Genomic DNA, 25,327 nt, shown 5'->3' with positions numbered 1-25,327 from the left:
CAAAAACGCAACGTGTTGCAATTTTGCACTATTTTTTTGTTGTGTTTTTGCATTACCGAGGGATTATAGCCTAAATAACCTGATTATTTAGTTTGGCACAGAAATTGCATTTTAAAAGAATAATGACAATGGGAGGAGCAATGGAATTGATTCAGGAAGAGATTCATGTGGTTCGGCATTTTATCCGGTCTATTGCAGAGGATTGCTTTCGTCCTGCAGCAAAAGATGTGGATCAACTTCAAAGAATACCGGACACCCACGTCAGGAAGTTAGCAGAAAATAGATTATTCGGAACAAGTGTACCTACCAGTTTTGGCGGTGGCGGCCTATCACACTTGAATCAGTTGATCATTATTGAAGAGATTGCTCGCTGCTGCGGTTCAACATCCATACTGTTGACGAATCAAGGAATGGTGATGAACCCTATTCTTCTAGGTGGTACGGAGGAGCAAAAAGTGAAGTATTTACCCCCTCTCACATCAGGTGATTTAATAGGGGCGATTGGGATTACAGAAGAGGGAATCACCAGTGATCTTGAAACGGTTTATACGACAGCTGAGAAAATGGGCGATTATTATGTTTTGAATGGTAAAAAGTTATTCGTGTTTAACGCTGGGGTAGCAGACATTTACACGATTGTTGCAACAATGGACCCCAGAATAAAAAATGCAGGCATCACCTATTTTATTGTCGAGCAGGGAACACCCGGATTAACAGTGGGAAGAGAAACAGGGAAAATGGGTGTAAAAGGGATTCCAGCAAGAGAGGTTATTTTAGAAAATGTAAAAATTCATCATTCACAGCTAATTGGAGGGGAGGGCAAAGGATTTAAAATTTTAAAAGAAACGCTTAATCGAACGAGATTAAATGTTGCGGCTCTAGCTTTGGGGATTGCACAAGGCGCTTATGAAGAGGCAATTAAGTATGCCCATAGATTTATGCGCTCTTCGAGGGAGAGTTTGAGATTTCATAATACCCAGCTGATGCTGGCTGAAATGGCTACAGATATTGAAGCGGCAAGAAGATTGCTTTACTACGGTGGAGAATTGCTGGAAAAAGGGTCAAGTGAAGTGGCAGGTGCAGCCTCTATGGCAAAGCTATTCTGTTCGAATGTCGCGGTGAAGGTGACTACGGATGCGGTTCAAATGCTAGAAGGCAGCGGCTATACCGAAGACTACCCGGTGGAAAGAATGTTGCGGGATGCGAAAATTACCCAGTTTTATGAAGGTTCAAATTTGATACAAAAGCTTGTCATTGCAAGACAGGTTTTACTATAAACATAGTTAATAGATGAATAGGGAGGAAAAAAGCATGTCAAAAAGAGATGCAGTGATCGTATCAGCCGTAAGAACTCCGATTGGAAGGCAGGGCGGGGCATTAGCAAGCCTGAATGCCCATGAATTTGGTGCAGTGGTGATAAAGGAAGCGCTAAATCGAGCAGGTGTTAACGCGAATCAAATTGATGATGTTATTTTTGGAAATGTGTTAAGCGGTGGCGGAAACATTGCTAGGTTAACAGCCCTGCAAACGGGACTTTCTCTTGAAATTCCTGGTTTAACCATTGACCGTCAGTGCGGGTCTGGTATCAATGCCGTTGTTTTAGCTGCCCAGGCAATTAATGCCGGAGCAGGAGATATTTATGTGGCGGGTGGAACAGAAAGCATGAGCAGAGCTCCATATTTAATGGATCGCCCTACAAAAGCATATAGTGCAGCGCCTCCAAGTTTTCGTAAATCGCAGCTTTCACCAAAGGAAATCGGTGATCCGCCAATGGGAATCACGGCTGAAAACCTTGTAAAAAAATATAATATTTCTAGAGAAGAACAGGATGCCTATTCATTAAGAAGCCAGCAAAGAATGGCAGCCGCCATGGAACAAGAATTCTTTAAACAACAAATTGTGCCAATTGAGATTCCTGTAAGAAAAGGGCAGCCGATCACAGTTGGTATGGATGAGCATCCGAGACCATCTACGACGCTTGAAGGATTAGCTAAATTACCGCCAGCCTTCCTTGAAGGTGGAACAGTGACAGCAGGAAGCAGCTCAGGACTCAATGATGCGGCCAGCGCATTAGTAATCATGTCCCGTGAAAAGGCTGAAGAATTAGGCTTAAAGCCGCTGGCAGTTGTTCGTGACTCTGCCGTGAGCGGTGTAGATCCTAACATTATGGGAATTGGTCCGGTACCGGCAACTAGAAAGCTATTACAACGGACAGGATTAAAGATCGATAATTTTGATTTAGTAGAACTTAATGAAGCGTTTGCTGCTCAGGTTCTTGCCTGCAACCGTGAGCTTGAAATCGACGAAGCAAAGCTTAATGTTAACGGCGGGGCTATTGCGCACGGGCATCCACTCGGAGCAACCGGCGCCATTCTGATTACGAAGGCCGTTTACGAATTACAAAGAACGAATAAACAGAGGGCTTTAATTACCGCCTGTATTGGCGGCGGCCAAGGTATTGCTGCTCTGATTGAGCGAGAAGGATAAGAAAGTTTGTTTTTTGAATATTGCCAAAGTACTAACCGGTTAGTACCGGAAGGAGTGAAATAATTGAATATACAGGATGTTAAACATATTTCGGTGTTAGGTGCAGGGTCTATGGGACACCAAATTGCCATGTTATGCGCGTTAGGCGGATTTTCAACAACGATCTACGATATCCAGGAAAAGGCGTTGGAACAAGCAAAGGAAGCCCTCGATTTTCAAATGGGAAAATGGGTTCAAAAAGGGAAAATCAGTCAGGAAGGTTTGGATCAGGCTTTCGCCCGTTTATCGTTTACCACTAATTTGGAGGTGGCGGTAGGAAATACAGACTTTGTCATTGAGGCGGTTGTTGAAAAGCTAGATGTCAAACGGGAGCTTTTCGCTGTTGTTGATCGTTTGGCACCACCTCATGCCATTTTAGCATCCAATAGCTCCACTATTGCTAGTTCAAAAATTGCCGATGTAACTAGGAGGCCGGAGAAAGTCTGCAATATGCACTTCTTCTTTCCAGCTTTAGTGATGGATTGTGTCGAGGTTGTTATGAGTGAAACCACGTCTGAAGAAACGGCTGCTGTCACATTGGCTGTTTGTGAAAAAATCAATCGTACAGGCGTTTTGCTGCGCAAGGAAACATGGGGCTTTATAGCCAACCGTCTGTTGTTTGCCTTAAACAACGAGGCGCTTAAGCTGTATGAGGAAGGAATCTGCGATTATAAAGACATTGATACGATAGTCAAAAAAGCATTAAACCACCCGATGGGTCCCTTTGAGCTAATGGACTTATCCGGCATTGATGTCGGCTACTATGCACTAGCGGAAAAATATAAAGAAACAGGCAATGAAGAGGATAAGCCGTCTGCAAGCCTGGAAGAAAAAGTGAAGGCTGGGACTCTTGGCCGGAAAACCGGCAAGGGCTGGTATGAATACGAAAAAACAGGGGTGAAGGCAAAGTGAATACGCAATTAGTCAAACTGGAAAAAAACGATCATATTGCAATTGTGACGATTGATAATCCGCCGCTAAATGTTTTAAGCGGGCAGGTAACCAGTGAGTTAAAGGCTGTCTTTGATGATATTGCCAGCGATAACGACATTGTCGTGGCCATCTTGACGGGCGCCGGCAGCCGGGCGTTTATGGCGGGAGCAGATATTAAGGAGTTCCCTCAATCCATTGGCAAAGCAGGCATGAAGGACCGAGTTTTGGAGCAGCATGCCGTCTTTAACCAAATCGATTTCCTGCCAAAGCCGACGATTGCTGTCTTAAATGGCCTGACCTTCGGCGGCGGCTGTGAGCTTGCCATCACTTGTGACATCCGGATTGCCGAAGAACATGCACAGCTTGGCCTGCCGGAAATCAAATTGGGAATCTTCCCAGGCGGAGGAGGCACCCAGCGTCTTCCGAGAATAGTAGGAGAGGCAAAAGCGAAAGAGCTCATGTTTGTCGGCGACCCCATTTCGGCACATGAAGCGGTGAAGCTTGGACTCGTGAACAAAGTTGTCGCAACAGGACAAGGAATGAACGCGGCGCTGGCGATGGCCAAGAAAATCAGCGGGTATTCTCTGCAGGCCCTATCTCGGATTAAAAAGGCGGTAGATGAAGGAACAAATATGGAATTCCATGCCGGAATCGAGAGAGAAGCTGAACTGTTTGGAGAGGTCTTTTTAACAGAAGATGTGAAAGAGGGAGTTTCAGCATTTATTGAAAAAAGAGAGCCCGTATTTGCCCATAAATAAAATCGGTAACAATGAACATGCCAGCACTCGATTCAGGTCTATTGTACAATCTTAAATTTATCTAAAAACATGAAAAGGGGATGGATAGGATGAATTTTTCATATTCTGAAAAGGTTGTTAACTTGCAAAAGAGGGTTATTAAGTTTATGGAGGAGTATGTTTACCCAAATGAAAAGTTATATAAGGAGCAGCTGAATCAACAGGAAACACGCTGGTCTGATATTCCTCCGATTATGCAAGAACTGAAACAAAAGGCAAAAGCAGAAGGGCTATGGAATTTGTTCTTGCCTGAAAGTGAGTATGGGGCTGGATTAACCAATCTGGAATATGCACCGCTTTGTGAGATTATGGGAAGATCCGTCATTGGACCGGAAGTATTTAATTGCAGCGCACCAGATACAGGAAACATGGAAGTTCTTGTTCGTTATGGGACGGAAGCGCAAAAGAAACAATGGCTTGAACCGCTTCTGGCTGGTGAGATTCGTTCCTGTTTTTCGATGACAGAGCCAGATGTGGCTTCCAGTGACGCAACTAATATTGAAACAAGTATTATCAGAGATGGCGATGAATATGTCATCAATGGCAGGAAATGGTGGTCTTCAGGAGCAGGGGATCCACGCTGCAAGATTGCGATTGTGATGGGGAAAAATGATCCTAACGCAAAGCTGCATGAACAGCAGTCTATGATTCTCGTACCATTAAACACACCAGGTGTGAAGATTGAACGAATCCTGCCGGTGTTTGGGTATGATGATGCCCCTCATGGACACGCGGAAATTGTCTATGAAAATGTCCGGGTGCCAGCTGAGAATATGCTATGGGAAGAAGGAAAAGGATTCGCGATTGCCCAAGGGCGGCTTGGACCGGGCAGGATTCATCATTGCATGAGATTAATCGGCCTGGCAGAACGTGCACTTGAAGACCTCACCAAGCGCGTGCTAAACCGGACTGCTTTTGGTAAAAAAATTGCGGAGCAGGGTGTTGTTCAAGAGTGGATTGCAGAATCAAGAATTGAAATAGAGCAAGCACGTTTATTGACATTGAAAGCGGCCTATATGATGGACACAGTTGGAAATAAAGAAGCGAAAGCCGAAATTGCGATGATTAAAGTGGTTGCACCAAATATGGCACTAAAAGTCCTTGACCGTGCGATTCAAGCTTTTGGCGCTGCCGGCGTAAGTGATGATTTCACGCTTGCCTATCATTGGGCACAGGCACGTACATTAAGACTCGCCGATGGTCCTGATGAAGTACACCGCCGTCAGATTGCTAGATTGGAAATTAAAAAATATCAAACTCCAGAATTATCGGCAGTCCGGAGTTAAAAACAATACCCAATGTTCAGGTAATGAGAGGTCAGTCCTCCATTGCCTGAACATTTTTTTAGAATGGAGTGGAAAGAAATGAAGGAAACCTTTCGTGACACGATTGATGTGAGAAAAGGGGAGGAGCTCGATCAAGAGAAGCTGCAAAAGTTTATTCATGAACATATCGAGGACGCCCCTGCGGGTAAATTGGAGATTGAACAATTTGGTGCAGGTCAATCCAATCTGACCTATTTAATACGAGTTGGTGAATGGGAGGCTGTGCTGCGGCGGCCGCCGCACGGACCTGTTGCCCCAAAAGCCCATGATATGGAGCGGGAATATACGATTTTATCGAATGTGCACCCGATCTTTTCAACTGCGCCAAAGCCGTATATTTTTTCCAATGATCACTCCATTGTCGGCAGTCCTTTTTTTATCATGGAAAGAAGAAAAGGGTTGGTGTTAGATAAAGAGTTCCCAACGCATGTTCCCTATCATCCTGGTTTAGGGAGAAAAATATCGGAAATCATGGTCGATCAATTGGTAGAACTGCATCAGGTCGATTACACGAAAACAGAATTACTAAACATCTCAAGGCCGGAAGGTTTTATGGAGCGGCAGACTGGCGGCTGGATTAAACGGTATGAAAATGCAAAAACGGAAGAGGTTCCCGGTGTTAAGGAGTTAACTTCATGGCTGCAAAAAAACATCCCTGTTTCCCCTAAACCTACCATCATTCAATATGATTATAAATTGAATAATGCGATGTTTTCGGAGGATTTTCGTGTGATGACCGGTTTGTTTGATTGGGAAATGGCAACAATCGGCGATCCGCTCGCAGATGTTGGGGTTGCCTTATGTTACTGGCTGGAATCCGGCGACCCTGATGAATTAAAAGGAGGGGCAGGAAACCAACCCATTACAGCAAAAGAAGGCTTCTATACTCGCAGAGAATTTTTAGAAAGGTATGCGAAGAAAAGCGGTATTGACGTTTCCAATATCCCTTATTATCTTACCTTCTCGTACTTCAAATTGGCGGTCATAGCCCAGCAAATCTATTACCGGTACTTCAAAGGACAGACCCATGATGAGAGATTTGCACGGATGAATCGAGCAGCTGCTAGCTATATTGAATTTGCCTTGTTGTCAACTAAAGGGCTTTAGGAATGATGCATGGGGACGGTTCTCTTGCCTCAAAATGATTGTGGGATTTGGGACGGTCCTGGTGTCCCAAAGGTACCATGAAATCCGTCCCTATGGCATTTTTTTTAGGCTATTTTCTAAAAGATTGTCGCTAATAAGAATTCGCAATTAAAGAAATAGAAATCGCAAATAAAAGGGGGGATTTCGCAAATAAAAGGGTTAGTTTCGCAAATAAAACTCGTAAAATCAAATAAGGGTGCTGGTTGCACAAAAAGCTTCGGAAAATCCTCTTAATAAGTGTAATATTACTCTTTGTTACGCCGATTCTATAGAAAGAAACAACAATATTTACGAAAACAGCCTTTTTAAAAAGCTCTTTCAATAAACCAAACAAGTCCAAATGCTAAAATGGCTGCTGAGGTCCCGGGAATGACCCATTTAATTGGTTTCAACGTTAATTTTTTGATCCATAAAATCAGCGGGTATACCAACGAAACAATGATAAGTTGGCCGATTTCGATTCCGATATTAAAAGATAAGAGGGACCGAGCCATATGGTTCGTATCTAATCTCATTTCCGATAATATTCCTGCAAAACCGAATCCATGGATTAAACCAAAAGCAAAGGCAAGCCATGGCTGGTGTTTCGAGTCCTTATTAAAAATATTCATCAGTGCAACGTAGATGATGCTTAAAGCGATAGCGGATTCCACAAATCTGCTTGGCAGTTGAACAATGTCGAAAGTAGCAAGAGCCAGTGTGATACTATGGGCAATCGTAAAGGCAGTGACTAAAGAAAGAATGTGACGAAATGTTTTTGCTCCAAAAAGCAAACTAATGATAAAAAGGATATGGTCATAGCCTGTAAAAATATGTTCTAGGCCAAGAACGACAAACTGTTTAACATTTTGCAAAAGGCTTACCTCACCAATTTCTAATTCCCTCGATTCAAATGTAAGAATCTTTTCCTGTTGTTTCCCGTCCATTTTAATGGTTGCGAAATTGGCATGACTTGGATCGGAGTCGTCCATAAACATATTATATTCCATTACTAGTTTTTCAGGTTTATGTTCAATATTATAAGCTAAGTTAATGACCGCAAAGGGTCTTTCCTTAATCGTCTCTATATCTGTTTTTTCCACGCTGCCTTCAATAAGTTGGCTGTCCGCATAAAGTTTTATATGGGTATTAATATATTGCTCCACAATCTTATTGTTAATTAGTTCCTTTTCTGCTGTTGTCTTATTAAGGGCATGCCCGAGTTCTTCTAAATCAAGTTTTAACTCGTAATCTAGCGATTTCTCTTTCACTTCAATGCTTGAAAAACCTTCGCTATTATTGGTATGGGCAGATGATGGGGTAGGAAGAACTGAACTAAATGCTAGTAAAAAGAATAAAATAGGTAACCATAGCTTTTTCATTAATTCCACGTCCATTTCTATTGTTTTCTCGCAATGGTGTTATTTTCAAAAGATAATGGAAAGACGAGGAGTATGAATGCCCCTCGTCAAGAATCCTTAAATTCTTAATTATTTACTTGCTTTCATGAAAATTGGATTGGAGTAGAACCAAAGATCATTCCATGGGTTTTCACCTTTAGGATCTTTTTCTGGTTCTAATTGATCAGTGTTAGTACCACGTAAACGAATGTAACTATCTTTATCCACATCTTTTAAAGTATAAGTAATCGTGATGTATTCACCGTCTTGTTTCCAATCGTTTTCAGTGAAACGCTTCACAACTTTTGTTGTAGGATTAGAAGCAGTAGAGCGGTCTTCCACTTTACCGTTCACTTCTCCCATGATTAAATCTACACGTTTTACATTTGGCTTATCTCCATGAGAGTTCGCAGCGTTTGGATCTTTGATGCGAACTGTTACCGTTACATCAGATTTATTACCTGGAAGTGTAAGTGTTTCGCCGATTGTTGCTGTATTTCCTTTTGCCTTCGCATGCAATGGTGATTTGCCTCCTGCTTGCAGTCTAACATCAAGTTCTGAGATAAGATCACCCGTGGTAACAAACACATTACCTTTACGAAGGTTTTCCATTACATCTTCATAATTTTTCACTGCTTTTACATATGTTTTAGAATATTCACCAGGCCAGAAGTCACTTCCTCCATCACGCCAGTTAACATGTGAGTCAGAGGTAGCAGTAATCCACCAATGTCTTCCTTCACCTAACATCGAATCCCATAAACCGCCAACGATAGCTGACATTTGGTCAAATCCACCCATTGTTGGAGCGTTTACGTTTCCGTATGACCCACGAGATCCTTTAGGATCTATCGAACCATCCCGGTTGATTGCAGCCGCTTGGTGACCAGGTGCTCCTTCCATCCCAATCGAGATATTTGGTGCGGTATCATTCCAATTCCGCAATTCTTGCGGTGTCGTTTGTCCCCAAACACCAATACCTGTCGCTGAACGGGAAGCATGGTGAGCAATATGAATCGGAAGCTCGTCCATTTGTTTCATATAGTTAAGAGCTTCAATCATTTTTGATTCCGTGTTTCGGCTTGGATCATTTGGATATGCATCACGTGAATTGAACTTGCTTTCAATGTCATAGAGCATTTGTGATTCATTTTCGCTTTTTGGGATCATTAATGTGCTGTGATCAGCTGCTGGTGTATCAAACTCCATTCCATAGAATTGAAGAACTTCAGGAACAGCTGCACGGGATTTTAATAATTCGGGATAGGCTTGTTCTAAGTTAACCTTGGAATGATTAGGGCCCCCATGATCTGTTGTCATCATCCAATCCAGTCCATACTTTTTACCATTTTCGGCATTTTTAGAGATTGGATATATAGCATCCCCACCTCTAATAGCAGTCGGAGGATTTGTAGAATTGTCCCAACCAACACTCCATTCACTATGTACGTGGTGATCACCTGCAAGCCATGTAGCATCCTTCTTTTTCACATCTTCATTTGAGACTGACTGTGCTTCTGCTTTTTGATTACCACCCTCATTAAATAATGATTGGGTTGTAAGAGCAGTTGTTGCAAGAACTGTTGTTGCAATGAAAGGAATAGCTTTCTTAAAACGAGTTTTCATTTTCCTTCGCCCCCTTATTAATATGCTTGCTCAACAGCTTAAATATTAAATAAGTTTTATTAGGGGAGAATAAATATTCTGTAAATGTTGTGTAAATTAGGAAAAATAAGACAAAAGGACTATTTCTTTTGGAATGTAATAGTAGATAAAAATTTACAAAATTCAAACTATTACTTAATACGGGTTTAACCATTTTCCATTAAACTCATAAGGGAAGATCAAAACCAATAGGTAGGAGTGAAGTGGAATGAAAAAAATGGTTGTACCAGTCCTAGCAGCATCATTAACACTTTCAACTTTCAACGCAGCGATGGCTGCCCCAAAGGAAGAAGGCAAAATAAAGTCGGTTGAGTTTATTGGAATGGATGCGCCTAAAACAGACCAAGAGAAAAATAACCTTATGTACACGAGAGCATCTGTGAAGGTTACATACAACGATGGAACGAAGAAAACGGTTCCCCTAAGTTATGAAACATTATTCAGACCTGGTGATGTAATTAATGGGAATACAGCAGGAGTGACAATCAATGCAAAGGGCGAAATCATGACAAAAGCAAATGGAAAGCCGTATGTTTCCTCAGCTCCTGACATGAACAGCCTTATGAAGGTCCCTGGACTGCCGGAAAATACTTATTATCTAATTAGCCATTATGAATCCATGCCCAAAAACGAAAATGGGCTTGAAAACCCGGGTGCGATGAGTTTAAGTACAGTTAAAATGGATCCGGCAACAGGAAAATTGACAGTCGTTGATATTAAGCCGATTGATTTTTCAGAAGTTCATGGGATTTGGAAGCCGTGTGCGGGAATCTTAACTCCTTGGAATACCCATCTTGGTTCGGAAGAGACAGATCCCGATGCAAGAGCACACGAAGTAAACCCGACTTCCTCTGCAGTGACCAACTTTACAAAAAACTACTATGGGGATGCAAGTTTAATTGGCAACCCCTACTATTATGGGCATGTCCCGGAAGTAACAGTTAAAGCAGACGGCTCGACAAAAGTGGTCAAACATTACAGTATGGGACGGATGGCATTTGAACGAGTCAAGGTTATGCCTGATAACAAAACGGTCATTTATGGAGTGGACAGTAACCCGGGCGGATTCTTTATGTATGTGGCGGATCAAGAAAAGGACTTATCGGCAGGTACTTTATATGCAGCCAAATGGGTCCAAACAGGAACGGAAAATGGCGGTTCAGCCAAGCTGGAATGGGTTAAGCTGGGACATGCAACAGATCAAGAAATTGAAAAACTCGCCTCTACGTTAAAATTTAGTGATATGTTCGAGGTCACTGATGATGCAGCAAAAGGCAAAGCTGAGGGCTATACAGCGATTAAAACGGCAGCAAACGGAAAAAAGGTTGAATGGGTGAAAGTGAAGCCTGGAATGGAAAAAGCAGCCGCATTTTTAGAAACACACCGTTATGCTGCATACCTTGGGGCAACGGTAGAATTTAATAAAATGGAAGGTTTGGATTTTAACGAAAAAGACAATAAAGCTTATTTAGCCATCTCTTATCAGGAGAACACGATGCTGCCTGAACCAACCGCACCTGTTGACCACATCCAATTGCCGAAGATTAGCGCAGGCGGGATCTATGAGATCGACTTCAAGCCGAATCGTAAAACGACTGATGGCCAAAAAATTGACAGTCATTATGTGCCAGTCAGCATGGCCGGATATTTAATGGGCGAGGATTTAGCCGCTCCTGATGCAGACGGCAATACTGCAAATGTTGATAAAATTGCCAATCCGGATAATGTGGTGTATTCAGAAAAAATGAAAACTCTTTTTATTGGGGAGGATTCCGGTCTCCATCAAAATAACTATACATGGGCCTATAATGTAGAGACAAAGAAACTGTCAAGAATCTTATCGGTACCTGGCGGCGGAGAATCTACCGGCTTGCAAATGCTTGAAAACCTTGATGGGCACGCCTATCTCATGAACAGTTCACAAAATCCAGCTTATGTAGGCTATATTTCCGGGCTTCCAAGCTTTGATGAGAAGAAAAATAAAAAATAAGCTTAGCATTTACATTGTTTAGCAGTCTTGGTGCATAAGGCTGCTTTTTTTGTGTGCAAAATGATGCATAGGGACGGTTCTTTTGCATCACATCTATATACGACCGAATGTTTCAAGAGTTAGCTGGTTTGGGAGTATAAAGCCTCGTTAAGATTTTTGCTCCTTATGAAATGCTTTTCTAAAAAGGCATTTTCCCTAAATATATTCTCATTGATTCTCAAAAACATGTAATAGGAAAATATCGTTTGATATTGACGTGGGTATAAAGGCTTAAGGTAAATTGAAGGATTTACTTTCCACCTTCCTTTATTAAAAATTAATAGAGAAGAAGGCAGAAAATTACTTTGAATGATAATTTTTAGGAAGGGAAGTGATCGATAAAATGCTTTATGTATGGGATATTGAGGAGATCATAAGTAGTACTTTAGAAGAGCTCAAATTAGATATTAGTTATGAGATCAACAATAAATTACCTGCACCGATGAGTTATAACGTATCGACAAATACTCTTAAGTTTAACTACCTACAAATAAATGGATACATAGCTAATATAAACTTTAAAATTAAACAGTCAGATGAAGAATGTGTTAGACTTATTCTTTATCGCCAACTCGGCTATTATTTAGATTTTAGGAAAAACAAACATGATTTAAGGACTATTCATTACGGCGGAGATGAAGAAAAAGCACAGCTTCTATCTCAAATAGAAAGGAATGCCTGGGAATATGGCAGAACCTTGGTACCTGAGAAACTATTAATTTCATATGATAAAGTCCGTGAAATTGATAAAATGCTGATAAAAAACTATTAAGAACCCACGGGGACGGTTCTGCAGGCTTTTTTAAACATGAAATTAAAATTGCCATGTGAACCGTCCCTATGTTTCATTTTTGTTTAGCCTTTAACCGCTTTAATTTTCTTTTATGGGTTCTTATTGCGGTCTCCTTATCTTTTAAACTCATGGTAACCACTCCATCGCTTTCTACTATTACCAAATTATTATATCCGCCTTGATAGTTTTTATAGGAAATATTCATAAATCACCCTACCTTTATGAATAATATTTTTTGTGCTATTCCATCTTGTTACTAACGTTAATTGTAGACTTTCTTTTTTAAGGTTTGATTAAAAAGCAGTAATATTTTCTTGAATTATTTGTAACGAATTGACCACTTTGGACGAAAAGGCCAAAACGAGGAAAGCCGAAGTTTGAAAAGTCCTTCATCAAGGCGATGAAGGACAAAACGGAGGAGCCACAGGGAAGAAATGTCCTTCATGAAGGGGATGAAGGACAAAATGAACGAATCGCGGTCAGGAAATGTCCTTCATTCACGAGCAGGGATCCTATTAGTGAACTTTTAGGACTCGCCCATCAATGAAAGAGCGAATAGGTTTTTTATCTTGTTTCATGTATTCTTTAAAACTATCAACATCAATAGGTCCAATCTCTTTATTCGTACCATTTTGAAAAACAGTGAAATGATCACCGCCATTTGAAAGGTAGTTGGTTACTGTCACGGTGTAGGTTTTTTCAGGTTGAATGCGAACACCGTCATCTATAAACATATCGACTACTTTGTCACTGCTAGCTTTCGTATCATTCCAGGTGTATCTCAAACCGGAAACCTGCAGCATCCGCACTTGACCTTGCTGCCACTGTTGATTTAACACCTGTCGGATTTGTTCTCCAGTCAGCCGCATCTTAACGAGATGATGATGAAATGGCAATATCGTTAACAGCTCTTCATGAGTGACAGTCCCAGCTTGAAGATCTGCTCGGATTCCACCAGGGTTCATAAAAGCAAAATCCGTATTCATCATGGAACGCTCGGAATCAGCAATCAGATTGCCCAAAGCAGATTCTCCGTTTTCGTTCCGATTGCCAGCTATATCAAAAGCAGCAGTTCCAACAATTTCGTCCACAACAGAGGTTACTTCTGTTTCGTATTTTTCAATTAATGCTTTCATCTCTGGTGCTGGCTTGATGCCGTCATGATAGGTAACAACAATCTCCGCTTTTTTTCTCACAATGTCTTTCGTTTCCGGGTCAATCTCCAAATCCACATCGGAGAAGGCAGTCCCGTAGGATTCAGCCTGGACAAGCAGCTTTCCGTCAACCTCTGTATTTAGATAGGAATGGCTATGCCCGGCAAACATGACATCTACTTCATCGTCAACCCGTTTGGCCATATCTACAATCTCACCGGTCGCGGCATCGTCGCGGGAAGACTGTTTACCTTCATTGTGGGCCAGGACTATGATTGCTTTCACGCCTTGTTCCTTTAATTCATTCACAGCTTGATTAATGGCAGTTACCTCATCGATGAATTTGACTCCTTCAACCGCGTTCGAATCAACCATGGAAGGGGTATCGTCCGTTACGACGCCGATGAAGCCGATTGGAACGCCTGCTACTTTCATAATTTTATAAGGAGGGAAGAGTGGGGAATTCGTCTTGGCGTTAAGAACATTGGCACATAGATAGGGGAACCCAGCACCGATAAAGAATTCGGACTTTTGGTTGAAACCTCCGCGAATCAATCTGAGCATTTCCTTAACACCCCGGTCAAATTCGTGATTCCCTAACGTTCCGATATCAAAGCCGATTCGGTTTAACACGTCGATTGCGGGCTCCTCTTGTAAAAGCGAAGAGACGGGTGCACTCGCGCCAACCATGTCGCCGGCGTGAACGATAAGGGTGTTTTTGTTTTCCGCTTTTCTTTCCTTTAAATAGGCAGCGAGATAATCCGCGCGGCCAACTGGCCTTCCGTTTACTTCACGAGTTACATTTAATTGGCCGTGAAAATCATTAACCCCAAGCAATTGAACGTGAATGCGCGACTGACCAGTCTCGATAATGCGAGAAATGCCTGTCGTTTCAGGTCTCCCTGAGTCTAAAACAAAAGCCGCTGAAAACACAGTCGTAAGGATCAAAGCAGGTACAGCTTTTCTGATGGCATTCCCATTCAATGCGCCTTTCACTTTTTTTCCTCCTAAACTATTTTTTAGGGTGCGGATAAAATTTATGGCGGAATTTTTATGTAAAAAAGAGTGTGAGGATGGGGGAGAAGTATTGTGCTATGAACATAACCTGTTATTTCGCTAGTAATCATCCATAATGTTTTTTTCATTAAATCACCCTTTTTTATATTTTTAGTTTTCGAATAACCTGTTTGTATTGCTTCAAGGAATGCAAGGTACCGATAAAGCAATTCTTCATCTTGAAATCAGAAGAAATAAATAGAATGGCAAGAGTAGGAAAAAATTTTTTGGTTCGAAAACGAAGGTCCTTCCAATAGATGAGGTATCCATTTTTCCAAGACCGAACAGACGGAAAGGCATATTGGGTGCTAGAAAGAAAATCGGAAACGGTAGGATGGTTTTGGCTATCTGAAACGAGTTCCGGAAAGTCTATTTCCTTTGAAAAAGTATGCTCAATGTGTAGACTTCCTTCAGAATAGACGCCAAATAAAAAGTCTGTATTTGTCTCGATTAAGACGTCCCATTGAAACAAGAACGTACGTGGAATCAATTTAATCCGTAGGGACCGGATAAAGTGGTGCTCTAATTTTCTTTTTATTAAAAATGCGTAAATGGTCCGGACAACAACATATAGGAAGATAAAAAGATAGATAATAAGAAAGGTTTTTCCAGGTTCATTGAAAGGCAGCAGGCAAAATCCTAGGATATGTACGAAAGAAATAGTTGGGTCAAATAAGGGGAGCGAATCAAAGGCAATCCATTTTTTTGAGAAAGGGAGTAAGACCTGCGTTCCGTGCACATTAAACAAATCAAATAAGACATGCAGAATAACGGATAAGAAGGTCCAAAAGAATAGATGAGAAAAAGACGGCACGTTGAAAAGGGAAAAAATAATTCCTGAAACCGCAGCACTCCATAATGGTAAAGCAAGAAGAGAATGAGACCATGCTCTGTGGTTTCGGTAGTAGCTGCCCTTTCCTTTCAAAAGATACATAAAGTCAAAATCAGGGGCATTGGAACCAATGACTGTACCTAAAACAACAGCTTGTTCCAGTGCCGCATCATTAGCGATCACAGGATCAATTTGAGCAAGGGCACCCAATCCCAACCCCATCAAGATGTGAGAAGTTGTATCCATATCATCACTCCTCTAAAAATGTAAGCTTCTACTTTATTATATTTGAAGTTGGACTCTACTTTATTAATCTAATGTAAAATGTATATTTTGTTTTTGTAATGGTGTATGGGGACGGTTCTCGGAAGTTTATTGAAAGAGAGATAAAAAAGAAGGGTGCAATTCACACCCTTTACTTTTCTTCCCATATTTTTAAATGAGTTGTAGGATTTACATCGTTTTCTTGTGCATCATCCTCGGCACCGTAGAAATCGCAGTAATAATTGCAGCGATTGCTACTGTCAACCTTAAACGTCAAAAAGCAACGTGGAAATTCGCGTCGTTTTTTTTTAGCAAGCTAGGCCTTTAGGACCGTACCAAGAGTTAATTTGGTACCAAGTCCAGTAATCTAGGTCTTGAAAAATTGGTCTATGCAGCTTGCAAGGTCCTTATCACAGCAGTTCTTCCCTTTATCAAGAGTCGATACCATTCAGGAGCCATAACATTAAGCGGTACAGACACATGCATCAATTGCGCTGCCGTCATTTGATAATTTTTTTCCCTTAGATGTGAGTGGAGAAATGAACTGAACATTGATGCCTGACCCTTTGCGTTAAAGCTTTAACATGCTGAGTGTCAGGCACCGTGGACCAGTTAGAAAACGAAGAAAAATATTACTTTTTCCTAATGAACATGGACGATCATCGCTGATATAAGGCGTTTATTCTGTTTCTTCTCCAGAAGGCCGAGTCGTTTGGGTTGGAAGGGTATTCCAAAAACTTGTATCCACATTTTCAATTGAACCATCAGCGATGGCTCTAGTTGCTGCATCAAGGGTGGTTATCGTTTGCTGAATCAAATAACCATTGCTTTTTTGTCCAAGCGCGTAAGACTCATAGTTGTGATCAGACATGCCGCGCATTTCAAAGAGAAGTGTTGAAATATCATATTGAACTGCGGCACCATTACGGCCAATTGTTTCCTCTGAACCGCCATTGTACTTTCCAATATTCCCCCATCCCTTAGAGTTAATCGCATTGAACACGACAGCTCCTAATTTTTTGGAACGTTCTAGGACTTCCGGCTTTACATTCCGGTTTGTCGGATAAAGGATGGAGCCTGATACATATTTCCCGTCTATTTCACTTTGAGTTCCTTGATGATGGAGATCAATCATATAATTTATTTTGTACTTTTGTAACACATTATTGTGCAATGCTTGAGTTTCTGGATGTATTTTGGCAACATGGTCACGGTTTAAATCTGCGCCAACAGCATTATAGCGAGTCAAATGCCTTCCGCCGTCAGCGACATAGTCATCAAGGGAAAAGTTGACATCACCCATTGCTCCGTCAGCATTTAACATTGGTACGATAAGGATGTTTACATGATCAAGAACACCTTTCATTTTGTTCGTTCCTAAGTGTTTGATAAATTCTAGAGCGCCTTCTGTCGTCAGTTGTTCATTACCGTGTTGTTGGGTTAAAAAGAGGATGGTAGGATTGTTAGGGTTAGAAATATATTTTGCAAGATAAATATCACGGCCTTTTACAGTTTGACCAATCACTTCTAGTTCCATATCCTTTTGTTTTGCATCTTGGGTTTTAAGATTTTCAACTAGTTCATTGTATGTATGTAGGATAGAAGTCTGAATCGACTCATTTCCGCCATAATTCGGCCCTTCACCGACTGCCCCAACGTAATTGGGAGCGCTTACAAAACCTCCGACTACCATTAAACCAGATAATGATAATGCAATGACTTTCTTTTTCATTTTATAACCTCCATTTAATTTAATTGTAATAAGATTCCAAAAATTCACTACAAGGAAAATATTACAATTAAAATGGGGGCATGTACATAGTGATTAATTACTGAATTTTTTATCCTTCAATTTGCCTACTAAGGGTGATTTTGGAAATAAAAAATACCGATTTGCTCTTTAGCTCTCACATAATTAAACAGTTATTAATGGCAAAAAACAAACAGGCAGAATTAGAGGAAAGGGTCCTAGAAGGCCCGAATTAAAAATTGATAATCAATCGACTTCCCCAGAGAATTGGTCACTACAAGGGACGGTGAATTTGATGTATTTACATTGCCTGGAGGGGAAGTCTGTTATTAAGTTAACGGGGATGTTTATCCAGGAAGGATTAATGCTTTTTTAGTAGAAGTCCTTATTGAACAAACGGGAGTTAAGTTGAACAAGCATTGCAAAATGTATAGTGCTTTATGGAAAAATTATTTTTTGGGAGGGGTTGGGAGAAGAAAGAAATTGAAAAAATTATTGTTAAATCCCTTTTTAATAAAGATAAACAACAAAAAGTTTTATTTGACCATTTGAGCTTTAAATTCAGGGGTAAATGTTCTTCTAGTCCTTGTCATATTGGCGTTCCTCCATAACCGAATAAGATATAATAAACTTCAGAATTTTGTGGGTAACCACCGCAACTTGACAAGGGGCTCCAGGGGCATGCTTTGCCAGCCAGGAAGCCAGATGGCAAAGACATCTGGCTTGCTAGCTAGGCTAGCATACTCGCCTTCTCCTAATAATGTTGCTAGTATAGATATCTTATACTAATTAGCGGTATGCCCTGATTTTGTGATTAGTCTACTGGACCTTATTTTTTTGTCCAGTTAAGTGTAGTTCATTCAACGGATATATAATAAAATGGCATCAATTTGCTAGTACACCTTGATACTCTTCCTTACTTTCAAGAACACTTTTTGCGTAAGGACATACAGGAATAATATATAAGTTTTCATCTCTTGCATATTCAACTATCTTGTTTACTAATTCTTTGCCTAATCCACGACCATTATGTCCCTCGTATACAACTGTATGGCTTACAATAATTAAATTTCTTCCATTTACATCTTTTCCGCTTGGGATAAATTGAATTCTTGCAATAATTTCATTAGATTCCTCAATATAGAATTCATTCTTGCCCATTTTAATTTCAGTCATTTCCTCATTCTCCTAACTTTTTTAGTTCTGTTTATTTTTGCTCATAAGTAAGTGCTCTGCTTGGACAACGATCAATCACTTCCATGACTTTTTTAGCTGTTGCATTCTGTGGTGATATCCAAGGTCTATTCTGGGTATTGAATACACTTGGCAATCCCTTTACACATTCTGCTGCATGTTTGCAAATATTGGGTTTCCAATATATTATGATACCTTCAGCTTCATAAGTTTTAATATTTTCGCTCATAATATCCTCCTTCTAATAGTTCTGTGGGAATAATAATTTTAAATTACTCTTAATTCTTCTTCTGATCTAAATTTCACAAAACTGTGGGTTTTACCAACAAACGAGCCGCTTGGTAGCAACATGATAAATTTGTGAAAAACAATATTAATTTAATAGTACTTTATGTTATGAGGAATCTCCAATTTGAGACGTGTTATTTAAAATAATGTAGACGTAGTGAAGTTATTTATAATTGGATAAACAAAGGGTCGCAGCTGCAGCCCTTTTTCTTGTTCCACTGAAGGGCAGTTGAATTAGAAAGGAAAAATAAGACAATGAAAAGGGGAATTGATTGTGAATGGAGAATGTATTAAATTAGGAGAAAAATTAAAGAGGGCGGGTAATCTAATGAAATTAAATTCAAAAAGGGAATTAAAAAGTTGGGGCAAATCATTGATGATTGCATTTGGAGTGGTGTTTTTTGTAAGAACATTCCTATTTGCACCTTACATAGTAGAAGGGGCTTCAATGGAACCAACATTACATAATCAGGAAAAAATATTTGTAAACAAACTAAATTTTACAGATAGTTTTAGTAGAGGAGAAATAGTCATTATTAAAGGGAAGGAAGTAAATTATGTAAAAAGAATAATTGGTCTCCCAGGAGATACAATTTTAATGAGAAATGATAATTTATTTATTAACGGTGAATTAGTTAAAGAACCTTATCTTTCACAAAATCTTAAATTAGCTAAAGAAATAGGAAGTCAACGGTTAACAGGCGACTTTGGACCGATCACAGTTCCAAAAGACAAATATTTCGTTATGGGTGATAATAGATTAAAAAGTAAGGATAGTCGTAATGGCTTAGGATACTTCACAAAAAACCAATTTGTTGGACAAAGTGAATTTGTCGTTTACCCTTTCTCGAATATTAGGGAAACAGAGTAATTCTTATTAAGCTAAACGGGTGCTTTACTTGAAGAGCCGGCTGCCATAATTGGCGGCTTTTTTGTTATTCAACCAAAGTAATGATAACGGGCATTGCCCTTGTTTGCAGAGCTGCCATTGAAGGGGGCTTAAATGAGGAAACGGCCTTTACTTTAAGTGATTATTATATTCAACAAATAGAAGAATTAGGAAACTTAAAGGCCATATTGAGATTAACGGAAGAAGCCATAAGTGATTTTACCAATCGTGTTCACGGATTAAATATAGAAAAATATTCTGCACCCATAACTGCTTGTCGGCATTATATTTACAACCATCTTTATGGAGACATTACACTGGAACAACTCGCAGAAATGTGTAGATTAAGTCCCAATTACTTATCATCGCTTTTTAAAAAAGAAGTAGGTATTCTTATAAGTGAATATATACAGCAACAACGAGTAGACGAAGCAAAAAAGCTGTTGGTTATAACAAATTATTCGATTTCAGACATCAGCACCTGGTTAAATTTCAATGATCAAAGTTATTTTATAAAAGTATTTAAAAAATACACAGGTTTAACCCCTAGGCAGTTTAGAAATGATCATTCTTCACGTCATCCATCGACATGATGGGATGAAAATGTATTGTATAAGTAAGGTATGGACACGCAAACTGGGCGACTAATTTTATGAAAAGGGCTGTTCCGTCTGGCTGCCGCAGCTGATTTAGAGGCCGGAGCTTTTTCCTTTTCAGGACAAGTTTGTATCCGGTCGGCATATGAGTGAACCATATTGAGCGTACTAATTGCTAATTCTTGTTGACTAAAGTGTGCAAGGGGTTAACTCCTTTCTTTATTGAACTAAAGGTCAGGGAGTTGAAAAAGGGTTCAACAAAAATTTGTAGAAATTTTTAGCGAATGTTAGATGTTGTTCTTGTAGTATTCTCAATAGTTTTCTAAAATGGGGACTGCCTTTTTTGTGTATTTTTATTGGTATAACTGATGGTTAGAGAGGCAAATACGGTATTATTCTAGAAGAATCGGAATATGTACAGATTAATGTAATTCAAAGAAGGATAATGGAGAAAGGGTTGAGTCTTTTTGTTAAAGCCCATCTTATATTGTACAAAAGATAGACTAATATCATTTAAAAAATGTTCCGTTAGAGATCTTAATTCTTTTTATATTGTGTCAAGTTTAATTTGTTAAAACGGGAAATTTTGCTTCATATAACTGTAACAAGAGATCGTTGAGATCCCTTGTTTAATTTAAACCTAATTTTCTGCCAACTCCTTCCTATTCGGAGCGTGTGGTGGTTCCTCCATCCATCCCCTTTCTATCAAGATGTCGGCGCCCTCCTTCCCATACTGCAATATTTCAGGAATTAGTTTTGAATATTCAATAGCAAGGTCAATTCGTGCTGATGTAGCTATTGCATGACCAATATAGGTTATTCCTTGTGTATTGAGTATAGTTACAAGGTTCATGATGAGCTTTTCTGAAAAAGGAGATACAGTAGAAGTTGACACTTCTGAGTTAACCATTATAGTGCCAAGCAGATCATCCTTGATTAAAGTATGGTTTAGGAAATGAATTTGTTTTTGAGCTAATTCTTTTCCTTTTGTCAAAAATTTTTTTATTTGTTCATCTTTCACAACTTGAATAAATCCAGTGAGTATGACTACAGCAAAATAGTTCCTTTCAATGTTAAAAAATATTTCAGATAGTTCAAGAACATTTAGAGGACGTTGCTTTTCGAACCACTTGGATAAAAATGTTTCTTTCTTTTTAACAAATTCAACTTTATCGGGATAAGGGATCATTGTTGGGCGGTCGTATATCCCTTTAGAAAGCATTAGATTTACTGATGTATTATAAAGATCCAATGTGGAAGTTAAACACTTAGAGAAGAAAGATCGAATATCTTCGCGGGCAACATTAGAAATTAGCATACTATAGGACATCAAACCCATACGACTCATCCCGTAAGCGAAGCTTACAGGAAATAAATCGAAAAACAAAGGTGGAGCTGAAAGATCAATGTCTTCATCGGAAAATCCCTTGGGAATAGGGAAATTCTCCTTTTCAAAAATATTCTTGATTTCCTCAATATGTTTTTGTGATATATCTAATGTTAGTTTAATTATGCGCTTAACATCTTCATTGTTCGACTGTTGCAGGAAATGCTTAGAGAGACAGATAGATAAGCTATCCATAATATAAGTAGCCCATAATCCTGCAATTTCTGTTGATGATAAACCAACAATATGTTTTGTATTCATTGAAGAGTTCTCCTCTTAATATTGGATTTTTCTAATTTAAGTATTACTCATACCAAAAAAACTTATTCTTCCTTTCATATTTGTACAGAATAAGCGAAAAAAACAAAAAGGAAAAATCCGGAAGGGTTTGAGTGGACAAGCGTGGAATTTGCTGTTAAATAAGAGTGGAATGGAACTTTTTAATCAATCTTTATTTTAAAGCTACACCTTTTCCTTATTCGAATAACCGGGCAGGATAGGATCACAAATATAGTCACTAAGCCTATAATGGATTTATATGTAAAAAGTTGAAAGGAGGATGCTTATGGTTTATATCGCTCTTCTTCGGGGGATTAATGTGGGTGGAAAAAATAAAATTGACATGAAGTTGCTTAAACAAACGTTTGAACAAGTCGGGATGAATGATGTGGTGACATACATCAATACAGGTAATATTATTTTTTCAAACAAAGGCCTATCAAAAACTGAACTATCACTTATTTTAGAAAAAGCGATACATAATGATTTTGGATTACAAATTAAAGTAGTAGTTCGTAGTGTCGATGATGTCAGAAGAATCATTAACGCTATTCCAGACACATGGAAAAAATGACAAAGACATGAAAAGTGATGTCATGTTTTTATGGGATGAAATTGATGATGAATCTGTACTAGAGAATCTGGTCATTAAACCAAATATTGACACGGTGAAATATGTCCCAGGTGCGATCCTATGGTCGGTTGATAAGAAAAATGTAACCAAAAGCGGAATGTCAAAGATCGTTGGATCAAAGATATACAAACAAGTTACGGTAAGAAATGTCAACACCACTCGTAAGATATATGAGCTAATGCAAGCTCAAAACAGATAGTTCTCCCGATAATTTGAGGTGAAGATGATGCTGATATTGTATTCCATAAAAAAAATTGTTAATATAGAAATACAATTATGAGAGGACTGATGGATGGACAATGATTAACAATCTATATTTATATTTGAAATGAATAACTTCAAACTACAGAATATAGGGTTAGTCTATCCATTTTTATAAATCAGTTTATACTTTATTTGTCATGGTTTCAATGGCAAAAAAGGACTTATTTAATATTAGTGAAAGACTAATCCTTCCAATTACAAATTGGGGGGATTTTTTATTCTCCCATAGGTAAGATTGATGTTTTTTAATCTGTAACTTTATTTAAATAAAGGAGCGAGAGAAATGAGCAATTCAGACACTATTGTTACGCATGTAATACTCCGTATAAGTCGTTAATATCCATCAAACTTATACGGAGAAATTTAGAATAGATGGATGTACCGACTTTGTATAAAAAAGTAAAAGTGTTGATATACAAAGGAGGAATTATCATGTCAATGATACAAGTTCAAGACTTAACTTTTTCTTATCCAGGTAGTTTTGATAATATTTTTGAAGGTGTAAACTTTCAAATAGATACGGATTGGAAACTTGGATTTATCGGTAGAAATGGAAGAGGTAAAACAACATTCTTTAATTTATTATTAGGGAATTATGAGTATTCTGGGAAAATCATTTCCTCGGTAGAATTTAATTATTTTCCTTATCCAGTTTCGGATCAAAACAAGTATACTCATGAAATCCTTGAAGAAATTTGCCCCGAAGCAGAAGATTGGGAATTTCTTCGTGAAATATCCTATCTAAATGTTGATGCCGAGGTCATGTACCGACCATTTAAAACATTATCAAATGGAGAACAAACAAAGGTGTTGCTTGCCGCACTTTTTTTGAATGAGGGTCAATTTTTATTAATTGATGAGCCAACCAATCATCTAGACACTGATGCACGAAAGATGGTCTCTGATTATCTAAGGAAGAAAAAAGGGTTTATTTTAATTTCACATGACAGAATCTTTTTAGATGGATGCGTTGACCATATCTTATCTATAAATAGAGCAAATATTGAAGTTCAAAGTGGTAACTATTCTTCATGGAAGTTAAATTTTGATAGACAGCAGGAACACGAAGAGGCAACAAATCAGCGTCTACAAAAAGACATAGGGAGATTAAAACAGTCTTCAAAACGTTCAGCTGGTTGGTCTAATCAAGTGGAAGCTTCCAAAAATGGAACAACGAATTCAGGTTCTAAGTTAGACAAGGGTTTTGTAGGACATAAAGCGGCAAAGATGATGAAGAGAGCAAAGAACATTGAAGCAAGGCAACAAAAAGCTATCGAGGAAAAGTCAAAACTGCTAAAAAATGTGGAAAAAACCGAGTCATTAAAATTAGAACCATTGGAATTTCAGTCAGATGAATTGATTGTTTTGGCTGATGTGTCCGTTAAGTACGATGACCAAATAGTGAATAAGCCAATTAGCTTTATAGTTGAACAAGGTGACAGAATTGTACTTGATGGAAAGAATGGAAGCGGAAAAAGTAGTATCCTAAAATTAATTCTAGGAAACCCGATACAGCATACAGGTTCAATGCACTTAGGTCCAGGCCTCATTATTTCCTATGTCCAACAAGATACTTCACATTTGAAGGGACTGTTAACGGATTTTATTGAAATGCATGAGATTGATGAAACGTTATTTAAATCCATCCTACGTAAGCTGGATTTTGACCGAATTCAATTTGAGAAAGATATATCTCATTATTCTGGTGGACAAAAGAAAAAGCTGCTTATAGCCAAAAGTTTATGTGAAAAAGCTCATTTATATATATGGGATGAACCGTTAAATTTTATTGATATTTATTCGCGCATGCAGATTGAAGAGCTTATTCAAAGATTTAATCCCACAATGGTTATTGTTGAGCATGATAAGGCATTTCAACAAACAGTTGCAACAAAAACTATATTTATGTAGTTAAATATGAAGAATTTGAAGATTTAATCAGTAAATCAAGTTATTAAACTATACTGCTTTAGTTGAAGAACGCAGCTAAAATGATCAAACTTTTTTTATGAAGACTAAACTTAAATCTGTTAGAGTAGAATCCATTTTGATCAATCTTTTTTCAAAATACTAAAGGGTGCAAGAGTTAAAGATCGGAGCTACCATAATGGTGGCTTTTTCTTATTCGACTCTAAAGGGCAGTTAAG

Annotated in this window: 19 protein-coding genes and 1 pseudogene; 12 read left to right on the top strand and 8 right to left on the bottom strand. The window is 38.9% G+C overall.

What is annotated here, in order from left to right:
• Positions 1–140 precede the first annotated feature (140 nt).
• The 6 genes from QNN06_RS19205 to QNN06_RS19180 all read left to right on the top strand — a co-directional run bounded on the left by QNN06_RS19205 (position 141) and on the right by QNN06_RS19180 (position 6,688).
• Positions 141–1,277: an acyl-CoA dehydrogenase family protein gene (locus tag QNN06_RS19205; RefSeq protein WP_249366784.1), complete on the top strand. Its 1,137-nt coding sequence runs from the start codon at positions 141–143 to the stop codon at positions 1,275–1,277.
• Positions 1,278–1,311: 34 nt separating this feature from the next.
• Positions 1,312–2,487 carry a thiolase family protein gene (locus QNN06_RS19200; protein WP_284035755.1) on the top strand — a complete coding sequence of 392 codons (1,176 nt, stop codon included), beginning with the start codon at positions 1,312–1,314 and terminating at the stop codon, positions 2,485–2,487.
• 63 nt (positions 2,488–2,550) lie between these two features.
• Positions 2,551–3,438, top strand: a complete 888-nt coding sequence (locus QNN06_RS19195; protein ID WP_217036393.1) for a 3-hydroxyacyl-CoA dehydrogenase family protein — start codon at positions 2,551–2,553, stop codon at positions 3,436–3,438.
• Positions 3,435–4,217: an enoyl-CoA hydratase/isomerase family protein gene (locus QNN06_RS19190; RefSeq protein ID WP_284035754.1), complete on the top strand. Its 783-nt coding sequence runs from the start codon at positions 3,435–3,437 to the stop codon at positions 4,215–4,217. Before QNN06_RS19195 ends, QNN06_RS19190 begins: the two co-directional genes overlap by 4 nt.
• Positions 4,218–4,306: 89 nt before the next feature.
• Positions 4,307–5,542 carry an acyl-CoA dehydrogenase gene (locus QNN06_RS19185; protein WP_284035753.1) on the top strand — a complete coding sequence of 412 codons (1,236 nt, stop codon included), beginning with the start codon at positions 4,307–4,309 and terminating at the stop codon, positions 5,540–5,542.
• Between the two features lie 78 nt (positions 5,543–5,620).
• Positions 5,621–6,688, top strand: a complete 1,068-nt coding sequence (locus QNN06_RS19180; protein WP_213119239.1) for a phosphotransferase family protein — start codon at positions 5,621–5,623, stop codon at positions 6,686–6,688.
• A gap of 344 nt (positions 6,689–7,032) precedes the next feature.
• On the opposite strand, the gene QNN06_RS19175 is transcribed toward QNN06_RS19180, so the two are convergent.
• Complete coding sequence (locus tag QNN06_RS19175; RefSeq protein WP_213119240.1) at positions 7,033–8,088, bottom strand: HupE/UreJ family protein; 1,056 nt, start codon at positions 8,086–8,088, stop codon at positions 7,033–7,035.
• Between the two features lie 108 nt (positions 8,089–8,196).
• On the bottom strand, positions 8,197–9,732 hold the full coding sequence (locus QNN06_RS19170) for a CehA/McbA family metallohydrolase domain-containing protein (protein WP_213119241.1): 1,536 nt from the start codon (positions 9,730–9,732) through the stop codon (positions 8,197–8,199).
• 247 nt (positions 9,733–9,979) lie between these two features.
• Here QNN06_RS19170 and QNN06_RS19165 point away from each other — a divergent pair, with 247 nt between their 5' ends.
• Positions 9,980–11,761, top strand: coding sequence for a PhoX family protein (locus QNN06_RS19165; RefSeq protein ID WP_284035752.1), 1,782 nt, complete (start codon positions 9,980–9,982; stop codon positions 11,759–11,761).
• 370 nt (positions 11,762–12,131) lie between these two features.
• Positions 12,132–12,572, top strand: coding sequence for a hypothetical protein (locus QNN06_RS19160; protein WP_307852109.1), 441 nt, complete (start codon positions 12,132–12,134; stop codon positions 12,570–12,572).
• A 536-nt stretch (positions 12,573–13,108) separates the two neighbouring features.
• On the opposite strand, the gene QNN06_RS19155 is transcribed toward QNN06_RS19160, so the two are convergent.
• The 5 genes from QNN06_RS19155 to QNN06_RS19135 form a co-directional block, all read right to left on the bottom strand.
• The gene (locus tag QNN06_RS19155) at positions 13,109–14,743 is read right to left on the bottom strand and encodes a bifunctional metallophosphatase/5'-nucleotidase (protein ID WP_284035751.1); all 1,635 of its coding nucleotides are present in this window, start codon (positions 14,741–14,743) and stop codon (positions 13,109–13,111) included.
• Positions 14,744–14,906: 163 nt separating this feature from the next.
• Positions 14,907–15,881: a metal-dependent hydrolase gene (locus tag QNN06_RS19150; RefSeq protein ID WP_284035750.1), complete on the bottom strand. Its 975-nt coding sequence runs from the start codon at positions 15,879–15,881 to the stop codon at positions 14,907–14,909.
• 697 nt (positions 15,882–16,578) lie between these two features.
• Positions 16,579–17,631, bottom strand: coding sequence for a M14 family zinc carboxypeptidase (locus QNN06_RS19145; RefSeq protein ID WP_284035749.1), 1,053 nt, complete (start codon positions 17,629–17,631; stop codon positions 16,579–16,581).
• A gap of 903 nt (positions 17,632–18,534) precedes the next feature.
• The gene (locus QNN06_RS19140; RefSeq protein WP_284035748.1) at positions 18,535–18,825 is read right to left on the bottom strand and encodes a GNAT family N-acetyltransferase; all 291 of its coding nucleotides are present in this window, start codon (positions 18,823–18,825) and stop codon (positions 18,535–18,537) included.
• Positions 18,826–18,856: 31 nt separating this feature from the next.
• Positions 18,857–19,072 carry a (4Fe-4S)-binding protein gene (locus QNN06_RS19135; protein WP_213119248.1) on the bottom strand — a complete coding sequence of 72 codons (216 nt, stop codon included), beginning with the start codon at positions 19,070–19,072 and terminating at the stop codon, positions 18,857–18,859.
• A 387-nt stretch (positions 19,073–19,459) separates the two neighbouring features.
• On the opposite strand from QNN06_RS19135, the gene lepB reads away from it, so the two are divergent.
• Together lepB and QNN06_RS19125 are read left to right on the top strand one after the other, a co-directional pair.
• Positions 19,460–20,002: a signal peptidase I gene (gene lepB, locus QNN06_RS19130; protein ID WP_217036525.1), complete on the top strand. Its 543-nt coding sequence runs from the start codon at positions 19,460–19,462 to the stop codon at positions 20,000–20,002.
• Between the two features lie 80 nt (positions 20,003–20,082).
• The gene (locus tag QNN06_RS19125; RefSeq protein ID WP_284035747.1) at positions 20,083–20,613 is read left to right on the top strand and encodes an AraC family transcriptional regulator; all 531 of its coding nucleotides are present in this window, start codon (positions 20,083–20,085) and stop codon (positions 20,611–20,613) included.
• 643 nt (positions 20,614–21,256) lie between these two features.
• Here the strand turns inward: QNN06_RS19125 and QNN06_RS19120 are convergent.
• Entirely contained in the window at positions 21,257–22,264 is a 1,008-nt protein-coding gene (locus tag QNN06_RS19120; RefSeq protein WP_213119249.1) for a DUF3231 family protein, read from the bottom strand.
• 304 nt (positions 22,265–22,568) lie between these two features.
• Here QNN06_RS19120 and QNN06_RS19115 point away from each other — a divergent pair.
• A pseudogene (locus QNN06_RS19115) lies at positions 22,569–23,115 on the top strand (DUF1697 domain-containing protein).
• Between the two features lie 497 nt (positions 23,116–23,612).
• Positions 23,613–25,091, top strand: a complete 1,479-nt coding sequence (locus tag QNN06_RS19110) for an Lsa family ABC-F type ribosomal protection protein (RefSeq protein ID WP_284035746.1) — start codon at positions 23,613–23,615, stop codon at positions 25,089–25,091.
• The last annotated feature ends 236 nt before the right edge of the window (positions 25,092–25,327 follow it).

It is taken from the genome of Neobacillus sp. 114, from assembly GCF_030127045.1.
Lineage (GTDB): Bacteria > Bacillota > Bacilli > Bacillales > Cytobacillaceae > Neobacillus > Neobacillus rhizophilus.
This window is presented reverse-complemented; position numbering and strand designations above follow the sequence as displayed.